The organism is Spirosoma litoris (assembly GCF_054776755.1).
Genome location: NZ_BAAHBI010000010.1, coordinates 745,957 through 764,061, shown reverse-complemented (window position 1 = coordinate 764,061; position 18,105 = coordinate 745,957). Strand labels below are relative to the sequence as shown.

Genomic DNA, 18,105 nt, shown 5'->3' with positions numbered 1-18,105 from the left:
AAAAAAGATGTTCTTGGGAAAGTGGCTCCTGATAGCTTCTGACTAAGTCGACCATCATTTGCGCAACACCTGTTTCTTTTGGGCCCGCCCTTCTACCATCCGTTTGTAGACCTAACTGTTTGCGGATCAATGACTAAACAGAATCACGGTCTAAGATCTCTCCTTCAATTTTTGAGGTATCAAGCGCTTCATTACTTAGCAGAGTAATCCGTAATTCATTGACTTCATGGGCAGAAACCCCATTCAGCGACCCAATGATAACGCCTGCATTTCGATGGAATTCTCTCTCGAAGTGGATAAACCTTGTTGTATCAAATGTGAACTGTGGCCAGTTCTGTAATTGCCAAATCCATCTCATGAGTTATAAAGCAACGTTCTATAACTCAACAATAGCAAATAAAAGAGTTATAGAAAACAAATCTATAACTCTTTTGTAATTCGTATTTTCATCTTTTAACATAATACCGCTCATCAAATACATGACGGTAATTTTAAACACCTAAAATTTTGAGTTGATGAAGACCTTATTTCGAAAAATAAGACTTCACTTTGAAACGTGATGTGTCGTCTCATTTTGGAGGGTATTTTGAGATTCGGGAGTTACGCAAATTCGGCTCTGTTCGGGCCTTTATCGAGCAAATCCGTGAGCAATGTCGTCAGTTCGCCCAGATCCACTGGCTTCACCAGATGCCCATTGAAACCAGCTTCCCTAGTTCGCTGCCGGTCTTCCTCTTGCCCGTAACCCGTTAAGGCGATCACGACCATAGTAGTGCCCCAGGTTTGCTCACGGATCAGCCGACAGGTTTTATAGCCATCCATCTGGGGCATACCTATATCCAATAGAATGGCGGCTGGCTGTAATTGTTCGGCCGCTTCGATGCCTGCCTGACCATTGGTTCGGGTATGGGATTCATAGCCTTTCAGCTTGAGTAGCATGGCTAAGGTCATCGCTGCATCTGCATTATCATCGATCACTAAAATGCGATTGACTGCCGTTGGTTGCGTTGCCTGCGCAGTGGGTTTTGCCGTAGGATCAACAGCGAGGGTCAGTGTCGGTAGATGAATGGTAAAGGTGCTTCCCAGGCCTATTCCATCACTCTGGGCCGCCACATGACCGCCATGCAGCTCTACTAGCCGCTTGACCAACGTCAAGCCCAAGCCTAAGCCCCCTTTCGAGCGGGCGGTCGAGTTGTCCACCTGCACGAAGAGCTCAAAAATGGCTGACAACTGGTCGGCCGCTAAGCCTAGGCCGTTGTCCCGTACCGCCAGAATGGCTTCCTGGCCGCCCGACGGCCCGGCCTTTTGTTCCAAGCTCAGCCAGACCTGGCCGTGCTCACCCGTATAGCGTAGGCTGTTGGTGACCAGGTTGGTGACGATCTGGCTCAACCGGGTGGCATCGCCCTCCAGCTCAATGGCAACCCTGGGTAGCTTCAGGTGAAGGAGTTTACCCTGCTCCTGAAAAGTGGCCTGATGACTAGCCGCTGTTTGTTGCACTAAGTCAACTAGATTCACCCGTTCTGTATGCAGGTCAATCTTGCCCTGACGGATGCGGCTTACGTCCAGCAGATCATCGACCATGTGCACCAGCTGATTGCTTTGTCGATTCATCATGGCCACCGTGGATGCGGCAATCGTGGCGCTGCCGACCGTCGGCCCGGTGGTTTCATCGTTGCCGTCGGTAATACTCAGAAGTTGCAGGCCCGACCGGATGGTCGCCATGGGATTGCGCAGCTCGTGGGCCAGCATGGCCAGAAACTCATCCTTGCGCCTGTCGGCTTGCTGAAGCGCTTCTTCGGCCTGCTTGCGGGCGGTAATGTCCACCGAAACGGCCAGCAGTTGGGTAATCTCACCGGCAGTGTTGCGTAACGCCGACACATGATTGTGCACCCAGATCAACGATCGATCTTTCCGAATATAGCGCTTTTCAATCTCGAAGGGTTCTCCCTGCTGGCCTAGTCGCTGAAACAGCTCCAGGTTTCGGGCCAGGTCATCCGGATGGGTAAACTCCTGCATCCTGCGTCCCAGGAGTTCACCGGATTTGTAGCCTAATTGCCGGGCGTATTGCTCATTGATAAAGGTGAACGTCCCGTCGGGGTCGGTTCGGGCAATACCGGCAGTGGCCTGGTTGACGATCGCACTGAGTTGTTGTTGCGATTCCCGCAGGGCGGCTTCCGAACGGGCCTGTTCCAGATAGGCCCAGGTGCGCTCGGCGGTTTCCTGAGCTAAGGCCACTTCATCCGGGGCGAAGGCATGAGCCTGCCGGTAGTGCACGAACAGGATCGCCACCAGGCGTCCCTGCTTGACCAGCGGTACATTGAGAGTGGCTCCCAGTTGCAGCAAGGCGTGCGCCTGTTTTTCGACCTTCGACAGGATAGGTTCCTTGGCTATATCAGGACGAATCACGGTTTGACTCCGTTGCATACTGAGCAGTAAGTCCGGCCCATAATCCTGATAGCGATAGATCCCTTCAATGGAGGGTACGCCCTGGGTAAAGTTACGGGTAACAGAGACCAGCTGGGTATCGGCCTGGGTTTCGGCGTAGCCCACCCGGTTGGCACCCAGGAACTCACCCAGCCTCCTGGCGGCTTCATCGAGCATAAGCTGCGGATCAGCCAGAGCGCGTAAGGTATCGCTCAGCTGAAGCCCAAACGCGTGACGCTGCTCACTTAGGCGCAGGGCCTCCAGCGCGTTGGCCAGTTGCTCGGCGGTTGGGTCAGCTTGTTGAGCCTTGTCAGCGCTGGGAGGGTGCCCGGCAGATGGATCGGTAAGCGGTTTAGGTGTGTTCACGTTCGTTGAGCCTTTTAAGGATTCGTTCTACGGTAACAATGAAATACAAAAGCGTGATGATACCATCCACCCTAGAATGGGCAGGATTGTCGTAGGAAGGACTCGGCTTATACGTGTTCGATCAGAGTAGGCTCCTGGATAGCTCGTTCGTGTCGGGAAAGGAGGGTGTTTTAAGTATAAGAAACAGGTCGTTTGACTGCCAACGGAAGTGCCTTTTCTACTCTGGGAAATAAAGTAGGAAAGGCGCTTCCATTGGTAGGATTACTTAACGGCCAGTAATTCGAGCGGTTCGATCACCGGGGGGCCATTCAGGAGCGTGTCCGCATTAGCCAGTAACCCTTTCGCAATTTCACCGCTCAGGTGGGCTTGCCGGTCGGCTTCGCTGGCAAAGGTGTCGAAAATACCAAACGTATTCTCATTGATCTTGAAGGCATACCAACGAAGGGTACCCGTTTCCTGTTGAGCTAGTGCCAGCGCTTCTTTCAGAAAGGCCTCGACCGTAGCTTCCTGGCCAGGTTTGGCCTGAACACGGGCCAGTAATGACAGTTTTTCCATGATAATGAATATGAGTTTAAAGGTTTGCAATACGTATGCTGGGTAACAACTCTACGACATGGGTCATAGGTTGGTCATTGATTCAAGACACGTGAGCGGGCGACTAGATGGTGAGGCATTGAACGCCCGGATTAGTATACTCGAATTGCCCTTCGTCTTAGCAGGGAACGTTAATTGAGAGGGGAGCGATCACCCTGCTCGTCTTTTTTGGCCGCCCTCGTCTTGGCTAACAGCTCGGGTAAACTTGCGTAATCGATGGGTTTCAACACATGCCCATCAAAACCCGCGGCCCAGCTCCGCTGCTTATCGGCTTCCCGGCCGTAGCCCGTCAGGGCGATGATCGGCAACTGCCTGCCCCAGGTCTGCCGACGAATATGCTCACAGACGGCATACCCATCCAGTTGCGGCATGCCTATATCCAGCAGCAGCACATCGGGCTTCAGCGATTCAGCTGCCTCAATACCGCTCTGTCCGCTGTAGCGCAGATGCACCTCGTAGCCCTGTCGCTGCATGATCTTGCCCATCAGGTCAATCAGCTCCCGGTTGTCGTCCACAATCAGCACGCGCACCGTATCAGTGGCCTTCGTGGACACTTCTTCTTCGGGCGCTGATGAAGTTGTTTGCTGAGTCAGCAGGGGCAGGTGGAGAATGAATTCACTGCCCTGCCCAGGTCCCTCACTTTGGGCATGGATCTGGCCCTGATGGCCCAGGGCAATCTGGTTGGCCACCGCCAGGCCCAGGCCTAAGCCCCCATGCGGGCGATCAATCGAGGTCTCCCCCTGCACAAATACCTCGAAGATGGCCCTCAGCTCGTCGGCTGGAATGCCCTTCCCATCGTCCTTCACCCGCAGCACCGCCTGGTCATTTTCCCGCGCTAAGCTGACCCAGATATGCCCCCCCTCCTCGGTATACTTAGCCGCATTACCCAGCAAATTCATCACCAGCTGCGCAAGCCGGGTAGCGTCCCCCTCGACCACGAGCGGCTCAGCGGGCAGGACCACGGCCAGGCGTCGTTCGTATTGCGAAAATAGCGATCGGGCAGCTTCAACGGTTTGGGTGACCAGCGGACCCAGGTCAAGGGGCTGGCGCATCAGCCGGATCTTGCCCTGGCGGATGCGGCTGACCTCCAGCAGGTCATCGACCATGCGGCTAAGGTGGCGGGCTTGTCGGTTCATGCGCTGGACAGCGGTTGGATAGGACCGTTCGGGGGCCTCTCCCCCGGACAGTTCCAGATAGGTCAGTGTATTGGTCACCACCCCCAGCGGATTGCGCAGTTCGTGGCCCAGCATAGCCAGAAACTCGTCTTTCCGCCGATCGGCTTCCATCAGGGCTAATTCTCGTTTCTTGATGGCGGTCACATCCTCGAAGGCCACCGCCACCAACCGACTACCAAGTGGGTCCACCCGGGAAAATTTGGTCCTAATCCAGCGGTCCAGGTCCTGGACGTATTGCTCCAGTTGGATGGGTTCCCCTGTTTTAGCCACCTGGGCAAAGGCCTCAAACCAGTAGGTTTCAAACTGGGGCAGGATCTGGCTGTAGGCTTTGCCGACGACGTTGCTCAGGCCAGACTGTTGAGTAAAGGCCTGGTTGTATTGCCGGACGATCAGATCGGTGAGCTTACCGGTCTGGTCGAGGATCAATTCGACCAGGCAAAGTCCCTGATCACTGGCGTTACACAGTACTTGAAAGTAGTTCTGGTCTGGGTCCTGCCATGGAGTGGCATTTTTGGCCTCATCGTTGGCGTTTGTCATGAGTTGTTGCCAAGTGGTTTATAACCAGAAAGAACCGCTCGGACGAAGAGTTTCTACATGGCCGTTTTAGTGAGCCAACGGGGCTCATTTAACGCCTGAATTATCGATACGCAAATCACTACTCGTCTCAGCAGGGAGCCTTTTTGCTGAGAATAAGATAGTGATATCCAACTGTCATTGGGACGCTGAGTATTTTTTAGGTTTTGTCCCCTGATGCTGCTCAAAGAGTCGAGTGAAGTGGCTCAGATTGGTAAAGCCCAGCCGGTAACCGACCTCCGAAACCGTTAGCCTGCCTAGCTTTAATAAGCGAGCAGCCTCCTGCATCCGCAGCGCTTGGTAATACTCAAAAATAGCCTGCCCAAAGGTCTGTTTAAAAAGCCTGCGTAGCTTGGGTTTGCTGATGCCGACCTGGGATGCCAGCTCACCAATGTCCGGGGGATCGCTCAACTGGGATTGCAACGACAACTTAACGGCATAAATAGCGCGTATATCGTCCATATGCATACTGCTCATGGGAGACGGTTCGCGACTGATTAGCTGGGATACGATGTAATAAAGAATCTCCGTACACTTTAGTTGGTAAAAAGCAGTCTCCAGGCTGTGCGGAACGGGCTGACGAAGCAGATCAGCCGCAGCCTGGAGCATATCAGCCGATAGCGCCGTTTCGTAGGCAAAATTCCCTTTGTCTTCGAACAGACTCCGAAGGATGGGGTGATCGATTGACCCAAAAAGCGCGTGCAGGTAGGGTTTAAAAACGGCAATCGTCAGACTTCGGAAGGCCGTATGGGACGGCATCGCCAGAATGGAGGTAATGGTTTGCTTACTGATCTGCACGGTAGGCGGTTCAGCTACCAAGGATTCATCAGGCTGTTTGGCATCCGTAAAAATGCCATGTAGCTGAAACACAACGGGCTCTTGCCCTTCGATAGCAGGGTTTGTCCATTCAATGGAAACCGCTTCATTCAGGTGATAATTCCGAATCATCATCCGCATGTCATTACCCCACGAAAAGCCCGTCAGGTAACCACTTCCTTTTTCTTTAGGAATATAAACAAACCGCCCGCTTACGGTAGCCCCAATCCGTTGGGCAAAGTCAGCTAATATGCCCCTACCCTGATGATCATAGACAGTGATGTTCACTTACGACTATTTTTTGATTAATACCGACTATTTTACTCAATAGTACAAAAATAACTTTGCGCCTGGAATTAACCCAAACACGACTATGCGTGATTTAGTAAGCAACAAACGAGTAGCGATCATAGGCGGTGGCCCGGGAGGGCTGATGCTCGCCAGACTCTTACAGCAAGCCGACGTTGATGTCACCGTCTACGAGCGGGATGTTCATCCGCACGTTCGTCAGCAAGGCTCAACCCTGGATATGCATCATGATACGGGGCTGAAAGCAATCATCACCGCAGGCCTGCTCGACGAATTTAAAAAGCGCTACCGGCCGGGTGCAGACAGGAGTGCATTGGTCGATAGCCAGATGAACTTGCTGTTCGCTGATCAGGTAAGTGCTGACGAAGGGTTTGGGCACGCGGAATTTCGACCCGAAATTGACCGGGGTCCCCTGCGCGATATGCTGATGGCTTCCCTCAAAAAGGATACGATTGTCTGGGACGCTAAATTCCGGGCCCTTCAACCCCAAAAAGAAGGGTGGATGATCCAATTTGCGAATGGCACCAGTGCGTATGCCGACCTGGTGATTGGGGCCGATGGAGCGAATTCGAAGCTGCGCCCCTATATCACCCCCATTAAGCCCGTCTATTCGGGAGCAACCGCCATAGAGGGAAATCTGGTAAACGCACCCGTTAATGCACCACACCTGTGGAAATTAGCCAATGGGGGCAGTTTGCATGCGCTGGAAAACGGGAGAACCATTTTCTTTATTACCAAAGGCGATGGTACCCTGACCTTTCTCATTGGGGTCAAAAAACCCGAAAACTGGCTGGCTGATTCAGGCATCGACCTAACGAATAAAGACGCGGTAGCTGCCTGGTTCCAGGAGGAATTTGCCGATTGGAGTCCGAAGTGGGCCGAACTATTTGCCACAAATAAGGTCAGCTTTACACCACGCGTGTGGTACCATTTTCCGCCCGATCAGCACTGGCCGGCTCAGCCTAATCTAACTCTTCTTGGGGATGCCGCTCACCGAGTACCCCCCTATGCGGGTGAAGGAGCCAATCAGGCCCTGGCCGATGCGTTGGATCTGTATGAGGCTTTATGCCTGGGCCAGTTTACCACCCTCCAGCAGGCCATTGCCGCTTACGAACGCAACATGTTCCAGCGGTCAGCACGCATCACCCAGGAAAGCGTGCGTAATACAGAAGGGTTCCATTCCACAAACAATATTCAGTTCTTGATGAGCCTCTATTCAACCGGAGCAGCTACTAACGCCGTTGAGATACCTGGGCAAATCGTAGAAACTGTCAAGCGCTCATAATCTTTTAGCCATCCACCCGGATAGGCTATCAAACCAATACAATAACATGGCACTATTTATAACCGGCACTACCGGCTACATCGGGGGAACCATTGCCGCCCGGCTAGTGGCGGCTGGACGCGACGTGCGGGGGTTAGTGCGGGATGAGGCCAAGGCGAAGCAACTGGCGACACTCGGCATAACCCCAGTCTTAGGCAATCTGGACGACACCGATTTGTTAATCCAGGAGGCCCAGGGGGGTAAGACACATTCGCTCGTCTTCGGAAGGAACAATGATCAATTAAGACGTTCCCTGAACTCCAACGGTGTCATACCCGTCTTGTTTTTAAATAATTTGTTAAAAGACTGCGGGTGTTCAAATCCTAATTCATAGGCAATTTCGGCAGCCGTAAGCTCAGCAATTGAAAGCTTTTGCTTCGCTACATCCACCAGTTTGGCATGAATGTGCTGCTGGGTATTTAATCCGGTCAGATTTCTGAGCAGATCACTCAGGTAACCCGATGAAACATTCACTCGGTCCGAAAAATACTTTACGGATGGAATACCCTTTTCCAACGCCAACCCGTCACGGTAATAATCGTTGAGCGCATCTTCAAAGCGTTCAATGATCGGTTTAATAGCCGCCTTTCTGGTAATGAATTGCCGTTTGTAGTACCGGTTGCTGTAATTTAAAAGCACTTCAAGGTAGGAAATAATCAACTGCTGGCTGGTATCATCTATGGCTGTTTCCAGCTCCTCCTTTAAATCATTAAAAACAGCCAGAACTTTGTCCCTTTCTTTTTCCGACAGATGTAAGGCCTCATTTATGTTGTAACCAAAAAATCCATATTTAGTGATCGATTGGGCTAAAGGAAATCCGGAAAAAAAATCAGGATGCACAAACACGCTATGTCCTTTGCAGGCGTCATCGTCTACTGCAGAAAGAGCCTGGCCCGGCGAAACAAAGATCAGCCCACCTTCGTCAAAGTCATAATAGCCCTGTCCATATTTCAATTTGCCAGTCAAATTGCTTTTATACGAAATCATGTAGAAATCATGGACGAGATACCTGACAGGTGAACTGGCAGCGATTTCATTATGATTGACCAGGGCGATCAGCGGATGCCGGGGCCTGGAGATACCGAGCGCTCTACACAGATCGGAAACCGATTTAAAATAGTGTAATCCTTTTTTTTGAATGGATTTATCGATCATCGCCGTCATTGTTTGTTCTTGAAAGGCTATTTATTTAAGCGCATTTATCGCTGCCAACTCTATTAAACGCGCCACTTCATGCGGACGTGAGGTGTAAATAGAATGGCTTCCCCCATCAATTTCCACCGTTTTCTTTGCCTTCATTCGTTGGGCATAGAACCTTTCCAGGTCAGGGTTGATGATCCTATCGGCTTTGGCTACCATGTACCAGGAGGGTTTTGTTTTCCAGGCTGGATGATCAATCAATCCCTGAAAGCAACTGTCACTCGTCGGCATCTGAGCATTGGCCATAAACCGGGCTTTTTCAAGGGGGAGGTCGGCCGCGAAATCCGCTGGAAAATGTTCAGGCTGAATATAATCATACCCATCGGCACCTTTGATCAGCGAGGTATAGGCTGGTGGATATTTCTTAAACAGTTCACTTCGTTGTTCATTGGCCTCAGGGGCATGGGCGGCAATGTAAACAAGTCCTGCAACCTTACTGTTGTTCCCTGCCTGGGATATGATGACGCCCCCATAACTGTGTCCCACCAATATACAGGGACCGTCCTGCTGATCAATAACCCGGTTTACGGCCGCAATGTCCGTTGCTAAGCTTTGCAATGAATGCTGGGTGATGGAAACCTTATAGCCTTTTTTTGCCAGGATGTTATATACGGGCTCCCATCCCGATCCATCCAAAAAGGCCCCATGCACCAGTACAATGTTTTTAACAGAGGCAACCTGAGTTGGCTTTTTGGGTGTAAAGGAAGTCAATAGAATGGTGAGGACGGCCAATGCGGACGTCAACAGACTATGTTTGCCCATGATATAACTAGATTTGGTAACTAAATGTAAACAATATAGGGCGAACGGCTTGTTACACCAGCCCTTTAGCTACGTTTTTCCTGAATACCTCAGCACCCACATTTAATCGGTGCTGATAGGTAGCAACAGCATCCTGCCCTGCAAGATACCTGAGTTGATCTTTACCGTCCGTAGCGGCTTCATAGACAACCTGAGCAATCGTTTCCGGTGCCGCGAACTGTAATGGGCTATCCGTATTGCTGAAACTAGCTATAAACCGATCAAATTGTTCAGCATAAGCCTCGTGTGTCCCTATGTCGATGGACCTGGTCATAAAATCCGTAGCGATTCCGCCGGGAGCAACGCTTTTGACCTGAATGTTGTGGGCTGCCAGTTCATAGGACAGGCTTTCGCTCCAGCCTTCGACGGCCCATTTAGTAGCATGGTATATAGCACTAAATGGAAAGGTGACTAATCCACCAATAGACGTGGTACTAATAATCAGTCCACTTCTTCTTTCCCTTAAATGCGGAAGAAATGCCTGGGTCACCCTGATCACACCCAATACATTCGTATCGAACTGTCGGGTAATCTGTCCGTCTGTATACCCTTCAAGAGGTCCTGTCAATCCATAGCCCGCATTGTTGAAAACAACATCCACCGGGCTGATCTGGATCGCAGCCTCTATAGCCGTTTTGATCGATAGCCTGTCCGTTACATCTAATTGTAAAAGGTGTATATTGTCAATGGTAGCCAGATCGGTTGCATCTTCAGGATGCCGCATGGTGGCTAATACGTTCCAGCCTTTTTCTGCAAATAATTTGGCGGTTGCTTTTCCCAGACCCGAAGAGGCTCCGGTAATAAATATGGTTTTCATGATAGTATTCAAGTAGTTATTGGAAAAAATACTGACGCATCTGAGTAATGAATGCGTCGTCATTGTTACCCCGTTTTAGGTCGATGTAAAACTGAGCATCCTCACCAACCACATACCGCAGTTGTGGGGATTCATCCGTGCATGCCTGATAAATTGTATTGGCCACATCGGAAACTGAAGCTTTGGCCAAATGGTCTGTAATGCCACTGTAGCGCTGGAAAAATGACCCCATGATCGAATTATAATCGGGCAACTGGTTAGGAATCATTTCCAGGTTACTCCGAAAGGCTGTAGCCACACTGCCTGGTTCCACGAGCTTTACCCGGATGTTAAAAGAGGCTACTTCGTGCGACAGTGATTCGGAAAAGCCCTCAACGGCAAACTTGGAACTGTTATACAGACTGCCGAAAGGCAGGGCAACCACACCGCCAAAGGAGGAAATATTGACGATACTTCCTCCCCCTTGTTGCCGCATATAGGGTAAAACCGCTTGTGTCACCCGCATCAAACCAAACACGTTCACCTCATATTGCTGCTTAATTTGGTCTAGACTGGCGGATTCAAAAACGCCCATCAGGCCGTAACCAGCACTGTTTATTAGCGCATCAATTGAGCCGAACCGTTGAATACCATCGGCAACGGCCGCCTGAATCGAATCTGCATTGCGTACATCCAATGGAGTAATCAATACGTTTTCCCGGTTTTCAAGTTCGCTGATAGTGGCTTGCTTACGCATCGTGGCAATGACCTGCCAGCCCCTGTCAGCAAAGTGCAAAGCGGTCGCCTTTCCAATACCGGATGAAGCACCGGTGATCAGGACTGTATTCATGTTACTTAGTTGTGTTCGATTAGATGGTAGAAGGGGCTCCCAGGAGAGCAAATTAGCCTGCTGGTTGGTTAAAGGCACTAACTTCTTGGTGAAGCGAAGAGGCTGCGCGTGAAGGTTTTATAGTCTTCCTCAGAGGTACTACGGCGGGCATGTAAGATGGGCTGAATGTCAGTTGTGGGCGCATAGCGCAGGCGGTCTGTCTGGTCCATTGCCGCTTCGTATATAGCGGCCACTACTTTTTCAACGGCGTCGGCATCGGCTGTTTGGGCCATGGTCTGAAACATTTTTCCTGTCTGCTCCAAAAAAGGCAGATAATCGCCAATCAGTGGCAGGCCTGTACTTTCACCGCCTACCCGGTTGAGAAAACCGGTTTGAGGAGCACCACCGGGTTCAATGATTTTCACGTTAATGCCTAACGAACCCAGTTCATACTGAAGTCCTTCAGACCAGCCCTCCAGCGCAAATTTTGATGCGCTGTAAATGGAAGCCATTGGAAAGCCGATGGCCCCGGCACCTGAGCTTACATTAACAATGACACCTGACTTATTTTCGCGGAAATGAGGCAGGATTGCTCTGGTTACGTCTATAGCACCAAATACATTGACCGCAAATTGATTTTGGATAGCCTTCGCGTCGATAGTCTCGAAGACGCCGAAAAGCCCGTAGCCTGCATTATTGACCAGGACATCAATTTTCCCGAAACGTTGAATCCCTGCCTGGATGGCCTCCTGAATGGATGAAGGATTTTCTACATCCAGTTGTGTAACAAAAATAGTTTCTGAGTTGCTGAAGATTGCGGCTTTACTGGTATCCCGCATGGTGGCAATGACATTCCACCCGTTTGTAGCGAAATAACTGGCTGCAGAGGAACCGAATCCTGAAGATGTTCCTGTAATCAAGACTGTTTTGGACATTTTTCTTCGATTTATCCTTGTTGGACATTTAAATACATGGCAAATGTCCAACGAATTCAAAACCTCCGATAAGCCAAAACGAGGCAATGATTAGCCGAAATGAGCATTAGGGGTGTTGCCAGAATAAATGCTCATTATTAGTGTGATAGGTAATCACCTGAACGCCGGTTTTAGAATTTACATTCGTTTCAAAACCATCCACCTCGGGGTCTTTACTGGCGGCCGGAAGCAGTTCGACATACTGCATTACTTTACCCTTAATCCTATAATCGTTCCTTTTCGATTCGTAGGCATTCCCCCCAATCATTCATCCTGCACAGTATGGGTAAGATAGACTCACCCAAAGGAGTAAATTGATACGCAACATGCAGCGGCTTTTTCGCTACTGTGATTTTGGTGAGCAGGCCATCTGCTACCAGTTCATTGAGTTGCTGATCGAGTACTTTTCTGTCTGCTCCCGGAATCACCCTTTGAAGCTGACCGGGTCTATTAACCCCCTGCTCGATATAGAACAACAGATAGGCTTTCCACTTACCGGACATAATCTCAAAGAATTTACCCAAGCCATTGTTCAGGACGAGAGGTAGTTTCTTTTCATAAACTGCTGCCATATTCATTAATGTCTCTACCGGCAAAGGTCGGGATATTCTTCTTGCCGGAGAACCACGGATAAATTTATCCGTACTTGTGTCCGCTTACCACCGCTAATAGTTTTGCAAGAAAAGCTAACCATGAAGCAGGACAAACAGACTCAATTCAGTTTAACGGAAAGCACACTTCAACAGGCGATGATCGCCTATATCGACGCGCTGAATAACAAAGATGTGGCCGGTATTATCGCTCTCTTTGCCGAAGGTGGTACAATTGAAGATCCCGTCGGTTCCGTTCTGGAAAAAGCAGCGGATGGGCTTAGCCGCCTGGTAGGGGCCTTACCCGAAAATGCAACGTTTACTCTTGACACACCCATCCGTACATCACATGATCTCTCGGGAGGGGCCTTTGCGATGACAGTTGAACTAGTTATGAATGGTACGCCCATGAAAATACAGTCCATTGACGTGATGCAATTTAATGAGCAGGGACTGATCACCGAAATGAAAGCGTATTATGGACCATCTAATATCAGTGCTTAGAATAGACACTAACCGTGTAGAGTTATTTCAGTGTAATACAAGCGGTTTTATAAGTGCCTTGGCTGTTGCAAAAGTCTATAAGGCGCTCTTTATGGCCTACTAACAGGCATTATTTCCCGTAATTTGGGGTCGAAACAACCGTTAAAACGGAAAACCTAAGCCGGTTCCGACTTTTGCAACAGTCACCTCTTGTCTGTTAGCCAAAGTACGAAACTATAGGCTAAACACCGTTTCAGGAAACGCCCCAATTTTGAAACAGACACATGAACGCTGCTTCGTGTCAGGTAGGAGCGTTATAGCAAACGCCCGGCTCCTTCTGAGATGGTCTACTAAATCGGCACAGTGAACTTGTCTAATTTCGTAAGATCATGCCGCCTAAAAACAAACCCCTTAAACGGCGTAAATACGACCGCCCCGGCGGACTGGCTACCTTCAAGGCCGATATGCTGAAAATGATTGCTAACGGCCAGAGTGTGGCTTAGGCAGCACAGGCACTGTCGCTTTGAGCGCCCGAATTATAGATACCCCTTAGTCTCAGGAAGGAGGGTATTCTGAGATGGGTCATATACGACTATTAAGTCAGAAGTTTCGAAATTTATTAACAGCGCGTTCAATTATAAAATAGGCTAACAGGAAGGGATCTTTTTATTTTTTTTCTTCCTCAATCAGTTTGAGCCCTGCTAGTTGATCCAGAAAATAATGTCGGTATTTACCCGTGCCGTATACGTGAGCGTTAAGCCAAAACTCTTGCTCAGTAGACAAGGTCAGTGATGGTTGGGTAGTGGTAGATGCCCCACCTCCTACACTACGGAAATAGTAACTATGACCTCGTTGGAAGGGAATGTAAACGGTCTTACTCGAAGTTATATTGAACCCAAGGCTATCTAAAGTAGTCTCCACTAATGTGCAAAAATTCACTTTAATGGGCTCCGTTAAGTTGAGCGTCGTTTTAATGGAAATACTCCGATCACTATAGATATAAATCTTGGTAGTAGGTGCAGTTTGTCCTAAACTAGGGTAGTGACTTATAGTCCAGGCAAGGATAATCAGGTAAACATTGCTCATGGTGTATTGTCGATAATCGCCACTAGGGTAGAAGGGATAAAGTGGTAAAATATACCGTAAGTGAAGCTTTTAAGCAGCGAATTGTGAGAAAGTCATTTTTAATACCTGTCAAACTTCATCAGTCGCATACGATCCAGACATACTGGCAAATGCAGGTGTATTACGTGTATTCTGAACACAAAATATGGGAGTAACTACCCACTCAAGCAAAAACACCACGGGTGTACACTATTTTTAATCATAACAGCCCTACTAACCCATCTGGTAATCCGAAGCGTACATGATAAGCCAATCGGACAACGTAGTCGCTGATTTTTTCCTGTAAGCGTCCTTCGGCCAAGCGATCGTGGCCAGACCCCTCATATCAGCTCCGGTAATTGCGATTGCTTTTAACTCAGGATGATCCCGGATCGTCGAATTCATTAGCACGCTAACCCAGAAACCAGTTTGTATCAATTGAAGTAAAGTGTGTATGTCGTTCACTTCCATACTTGGCGAGGCAGACAAATCCTGCTTTTGCAGCACCGAATCCAGATAGTGGCGAATGCTGTATCCTTCCGAGGGCAGTATAAGTGGCAGAGACACTAACTCGTTCAGGCTAACGTGTTTTTTGGCTGCAACAGAATGGTCGCGATGGGCAATTAAGGATAGCTTTGAAGAGAATAAGGGATCAATGGTAATACGATCATTGTCTGCTTGGTTGTAGAAAGACAGCAGTAGATCCAGTCTTCCCTCCTCTACTTGTTGAAGCAAATATTGGGTTGTACCAAAGACGATCAGCAGCTTGATCTGGCTATATTGGACGCTAAACTTTGCCACTGCCCTGGTTAACAGGCTAGTCAGGCCGTAGGTGACGCCTATAGAGAGCACACCCGTTTTAAGCTCCATAAGATCGCTGAGCGTATCCCTGCCGTCTTGAGTATCCTTCAGCGTTTTTCGAGCATAGGGCAAAAAGGCCTTCCCCGCTTCGGTTAACCGCACCCGTTTGGCAATACGGTCAAAAAGTGGCAGTCCCAGTTCATCTTCCAGCTGTTTAATCTGCTGGGACAAGGTACTTTGCGTGATGAACAGAGCGGCTGCCGCGGCTGTGAAATTTTGCAGTTCAGCCGCCTTAGCGAAATAGGTAAGTTGTCTTAGCTCCATGGCACAAGGTAGCCAGTTAATCGGTATTAACGATGAAGTTAATCGAAAAAAAGAGTTTAGACGATTAAGTTTTTGGTCAGACCTTTGGCCTGTCAAACATAAACCAAACGGATCATGGAAATTGAACAAACCCCGGCAAATGCCTTATCGCACGTGGTAGCTAAAGCGGTGATCAACGCGCCAATTCAAAAAATCAATATTGCCGACTGGCTGCTGAACCTGCCTGATGCGGAATATCAGAAATGTTCGGTCAACCACATTGCCGCCGGGGCAAGCCGAACCTATGAGGGGGAACCCATGTCAATTAACGTTGAGATGATCGGTGATGCCTTAGTGATCCAACATTATGTCGCCACTGAATATAGGGCTAATTATTGTCGAATGCTCTCGCAGTCAGATGTGATCAGTAAAAATGGTCGCAGTAAAGTCCAGGTGCTCTGGGAGCTAAGAGTCACCAAAATTGACGATGAACGTAGTGAATACACGAATGAGATCCATGCAACCGCCACGCCAGAGTTTTTGGCCTTCATTCGAGAACACGGTATTAGCTTAGCTCAGGCGGCAGCAGCCCGGCAAGCGGCATCCGATCTTCATAACCAGGAGGAAACGCCACTTTTCGCCCAAAGTATCGAACGTAAGGCATTAACAGGTTTATATAGCATTTAAGGGAAATAGCACCTTTCAATAAAGGTGCTATCCAGCTAGGTCTAGGCTCAGGAAGGAGCCTTTTTTAAGACTGATCATTCAAAAGCTATTGGTTTGAAGTTTCGTACTTTGGCTACCAAATAGACACTTATACAACACGTGGATTTACAGACTCAACTAAACAAGCAAGCTGTCAGGCGTTTCAACCAAGAAGTGATTGCAGAAGGCAATCTCGACAGCTTCAACGAATTAATGGATGACCAGTTTATTAATCATTCCGCCCCACCAGAAGCTGATAATGGTCCGCAAGGCATGATAAATACCTTCAACAATATCCTTCGACCAGCTTTGGCTGATATGCAGGTCATCATTCATGATCAAATCGCTGAAGGTGATTTAGTCACTACGCGCAAAACCATTAAAGGAACCCATACGGGAACCTTGATGGGTATACCGCCAACTGATCGGTCAGTACGTATTGAGGTAATTGACGTGGTACGATTGCGCAACGGGAAGTACATTGAACACTGGGGTATCAATACCTTACCCACTGTTTTACAACAGTTAGCCAAAAATTGAGCCTTTTTTGAGAATCACTTACCGGATACTGCCCCTAGTCACACTCAAAAAATCCGTCTTGGGGAAAGCAGCGTTCGAGCTTAAGACAAATAAGATCCATGAAATATAAATCCATGGATCTTATTTGTTCAATGAGTCGTTCTACCCAAAAGCCGGACTAAGCAATCGTTGCATTTATGAAAATTGAAGACGAACTAAAGCAGCAGTTTGATAACGCCCAGCAAAAAGCGGCCATGAACATCATTTTCACGGGTAACTGGCTAACAAACCGATACGCCGTTGCCCTGGAACCGGTACATTGAGCAAACATAGCCATTGGCATAAAGGTGTAACTACCTATTTTACTGATTGCCCACTTAAGTGATAGTATACTGACCGATAATTCACTCAACTTGTATATAATGAGTGATTTTGCTTTATTTGCATAACTGATTATGTAATCAACTATGGATATATTTGAAAAGACCGGGAAGATGGCTTTAGGAAGCAGACTCCGCCTGTTTACCATGCGAATCTCCGAGGATGCAGCTAAAATATATGAACTCTATAACATTGCCTTTTCGCCCAAGTGGTTCCCCGTCTTCTTTGTCCTGTCCTACGCTGGAAAAAGAACGGTAACGGAAATAGCCGATGAAATTGGGCATTCTCAACCCTCCGTAACCAAGATCATCAAGGAGATGGTTGCGGCAGGAATCGTAGAAGCCAATTTGACGTCGAAGGACAAACGCCAAAACGTTGTCGGGTTGACCCAGCAGGGAACCGAGCTGGCCGAAAAGGTAAAATGGCAAGCTGCCGATGTCGAAGTGGCTATTGATGGAATCCTTCAGCAAGCCACCCACAACCTATGGGAAGCCTTGGCAGAGTGGGAGTTTTTGCTGGATCAGCGATCGTTACTGGAACGGGTTCATGAGCAGAAAAAGCTCCGGGAAAGTAAAGACGTCCAAATCATCCCCTATCAGCATCAACATCAGGCCCAGTTCAAATCCCTTAATGAGGAATGGATTTCTGCCTACTTCACCATGGAGGAGTCGGATTATAAAGTCCTGGACAATCCCCAAACGCATATCCTGGACAAGGGTGGTAAGGTTTTCGTCGCCTTATACCAACATGAACCGGTGGGGGTGTGCGCCTTAATCAAAATGGATGATCCCGTCTATGAGTATGAGCTGGCAAAAATGGCTGTTTCGCCCAAGGCGCAAGGAAAAAGTATTGGTAAGCGGCTTGGTGAAGCCGTCATCCAGGCAGCCCGAGAACTCGGAGCCTCCAGACTTTATCTGGAAAGCAATACCCGGCTTACCCCCGCTATCAACCTATACCATAAGCTTGGTTTTCAAAAAGTTGTTGGCCGAAGTAGTCCTTACCAACGCTGCAACATTCAAATGGAATTAAATTTAACCTGAT

At 48.9% G+C, this 18,105-nt stretch carries 21 protein-coding genes; 7 read left to right on the top strand and 14 right to left on the bottom strand.

The window, feature by feature from the left end; translation table 11 throughout:
* Positions 1 to 133: 133 nt before the first annotated feature.
* From ACYVGR_RS09690 to ACYVGR_RS09670, 5 genes are all read right to left on the bottom strand, one after another.
* Complete coding sequence (locus ACYVGR_RS09690; protein WP_460955938.1) at positions 134 to 358, bottom strand: DUF4172 domain-containing protein; 225 nt, start codon at positions 356 to 358, stop codon at positions 134 to 136.
* Positions 359 to 600: 242 nt separating this feature from the next.
* On the bottom strand, positions 601 to 2,787 hold the full coding sequence (locus ACYVGR_RS09685) for a hybrid sensor histidine kinase/response regulator (protein WP_460955936.1): 2,187 nt from the start codon (positions 2,785 to 2,787) through the stop codon (positions 601 to 603).
* A 261-nt stretch (positions 2,788 to 3,048) separates the two neighbouring features.
* Positions 3,049 to 3,342, bottom strand: coding sequence for a putative quinol monooxygenase (locus ACYVGR_RS09680; protein ID WP_460955934.1), 294 nt, complete (start codon positions 3,340 to 3,342; stop codon positions 3,049 to 3,051).
* A 170-nt stretch (positions 3,343 to 3,512) separates the two neighbouring features.
* The gene (locus ACYVGR_RS09675; RefSeq protein ID WP_460955932.1) at positions 3,513 to 5,093 is read right to left on the bottom strand and encodes an ATP-binding response regulator; all 1,581 of its coding nucleotides are present in this window, start codon (positions 5,091 to 5,093) and stop codon (positions 3,513 to 3,515) included.
* Between the two features lie 174 nt (positions 5,094 to 5,267).
* Positions 5,268 to 6,233: a helix-turn-helix transcriptional regulator gene (locus ACYVGR_RS09670; RefSeq protein WP_460955930.1), complete on the bottom strand. Its 966-nt coding sequence runs from the start codon at positions 6,231 to 6,233 to the stop codon at positions 5,268 to 5,270.
* A gap of 85 nt (positions 6,234 to 6,318) precedes the next feature.
* On the opposite strand from ACYVGR_RS09670, the gene ACYVGR_RS09665 reads away from it, so the two are divergent.
* A complete protein-coding gene (locus ACYVGR_RS09665) occupies positions 6,319 to 7,539 on the top strand; it encodes an FAD-dependent oxidoreductase (protein WP_460955928.1) in 1,221 nt (406 codons plus the stop codon).
* Between the two features lie 46 nt (positions 7,540 to 7,585).
* The gene (locus tag ACYVGR_RS09660) at positions 7,586 to 7,912 is read left to right on the top strand and encodes an NmrA family NAD(P)-binding protein (RefSeq protein ID WP_460955926.1); all 327 of its coding nucleotides are present in this window, start codon (positions 7,586 to 7,588) and stop codon (positions 7,910 to 7,912) included.
* Here the strand turns inward: ACYVGR_RS09660 and ACYVGR_RS09655 are convergent.
* The 7 genes from ACYVGR_RS09655 to ACYVGR_RS09625 form a co-directional block, all read right to left on the bottom strand.
* Positions 7,816 to 8,742, bottom strand: coding sequence for a helix-turn-helix domain-containing protein (locus tag ACYVGR_RS09655; RefSeq protein ID WP_460955924.1), 927 nt, complete (start codon positions 8,740 to 8,742; stop codon positions 7,816 to 7,818). The two genes, ACYVGR_RS09660 and ACYVGR_RS09655, sit on opposite strands and share 97 nt — an antisense overlap.
* 21 nt (positions 8,743 to 8,763) lie before the next feature.
* Positions 8,764 to 9,540: an alpha/beta fold hydrolase gene (locus tag ACYVGR_RS09650; protein WP_460955922.1), complete on the bottom strand. Its 777-nt coding sequence runs from the start codon at positions 9,538 to 9,540 to the stop codon at positions 8,764 to 8,766.
* Between the two features lie 52 nt (positions 9,541 to 9,592).
* Positions 9,593 to 10,396 (bottom strand): SDR family oxidoreductase, encoded by an 804-nt coding sequence (locus tag ACYVGR_RS09645; RefSeq protein WP_460955920.1) that lies wholly within the window; start codon positions 10,394 to 10,396, stop codon positions 9,593 to 9,595.
* A gap of 16 nt (positions 10,397 to 10,412) precedes the next feature.
* Positions 10,413 to 11,225 carry an SDR family oxidoreductase gene (locus ACYVGR_RS09640; RefSeq protein WP_460955918.1) on the bottom strand — a complete coding sequence of 271 codons (813 nt, stop codon included), beginning with the start codon at positions 11,223 to 11,225 and terminating at the stop codon, positions 10,413 to 10,415.
* A 77-nt stretch (positions 11,226 to 11,302) separates the two neighbouring features.
* Positions 11,303 to 12,139, bottom strand: coding sequence for an SDR family oxidoreductase (locus tag ACYVGR_RS09635; protein WP_460955916.1), 837 nt, complete (start codon positions 12,137 to 12,139; stop codon positions 11,303 to 11,305).
* A gap of 106 nt (positions 12,140 to 12,245) precedes the next feature.
* A complete protein-coding gene (locus ACYVGR_RS09630) occupies positions 12,246 to 12,386 on the bottom strand; it encodes a hypothetical protein (protein WP_460955914.1) in 141 nt (46 codons plus the stop codon).
* Positions 12,387 to 12,402: 16 nt separating this feature from the next.
* The gene (locus tag ACYVGR_RS09625; RefSeq protein WP_460955912.1) at positions 12,403 to 12,750 is read right to left on the bottom strand and encodes a winged helix-turn-helix transcriptional regulator; all 348 of its coding nucleotides are present in this window, start codon (positions 12,748 to 12,750) and stop codon (positions 12,403 to 12,405) included.
* 120 nt (positions 12,751 to 12,870) lie between these two features.
* Between ACYVGR_RS09625 and ACYVGR_RS09620 the strand changes: the two genes are divergently transcribed.
* Entirely contained in the window at positions 12,871 to 13,272 is a 402-nt protein-coding gene (locus tag ACYVGR_RS09620; RefSeq protein WP_460955910.1) for a nuclear transport factor 2 family protein, read from the top strand.
* 645 nt (positions 13,273 to 13,917) lie between these two features.
* On the opposite strand, the gene ACYVGR_RS09615 is transcribed toward ACYVGR_RS09620, so the two are convergent.
* On the bottom strand, positions 13,918 to 14,337 hold the full coding sequence (locus tag ACYVGR_RS09615) for a hypothetical protein (protein ID WP_460955908.1): 420 nt from the start codon (positions 14,335 to 14,337) through the stop codon (positions 13,918 to 13,920).
* 252 nt (positions 14,338 to 14,589) lie between these two features.
* Positions 14,590 to 15,480, bottom strand: a complete 891-nt coding sequence (locus tag ACYVGR_RS09610) for a LysR family transcriptional regulator (RefSeq protein ID WP_460955905.1) — start codon at positions 15,478 to 15,480, stop codon at positions 14,590 to 14,592.
* Between the two features lie 114 nt (positions 15,481 to 15,594).
* Here ACYVGR_RS09610 and ACYVGR_RS09605 point away from each other — a divergent pair, with 114 nt between their 5' ends.
* The 4 genes from ACYVGR_RS09605 to ACYVGR_RS09590 all read left to right on the top strand — a co-directional run bounded on the left by ACYVGR_RS09605 (position 15,595) and on the right by ACYVGR_RS09590 (position 18,104).
* Positions 15,595 to 16,146 carry a hypothetical protein gene (locus tag ACYVGR_RS09605; protein WP_460955903.1) on the top strand — a complete coding sequence of 184 codons (552 nt, stop codon included), beginning with the start codon at positions 15,595 to 15,597 and terminating at the stop codon, positions 16,144 to 16,146.
* 138 nt (positions 16,147 to 16,284) lie between these two features.
* Positions 16,285 to 16,704, top strand: coding sequence for an ester cyclase (locus tag ACYVGR_RS09600; protein WP_460955901.1), 420 nt, complete (start codon positions 16,285 to 16,287; stop codon positions 16,702 to 16,704).
* A gap of 176 nt (positions 16,705 to 16,880) precedes the next feature.
* Entirely contained in the window at positions 16,881 to 17,006 is a 126-nt protein-coding gene (locus ACYVGR_RS09595) for a hypothetical protein (RefSeq protein ID WP_460955899.1), read from the top strand.
* Between the two features lie 144 nt (positions 17,007 to 17,150).
* Positions 17,151 to 18,104, top strand: a complete 954-nt coding sequence (locus ACYVGR_RS09590; protein ID WP_460955898.1) for a bifunctional helix-turn-helix transcriptional regulator/GNAT family N-acetyltransferase — start codon at positions 17,151 to 17,153, stop codon at positions 18,102 to 18,104.
* Position 18,105: the final 1 nt, after the last annotated feature.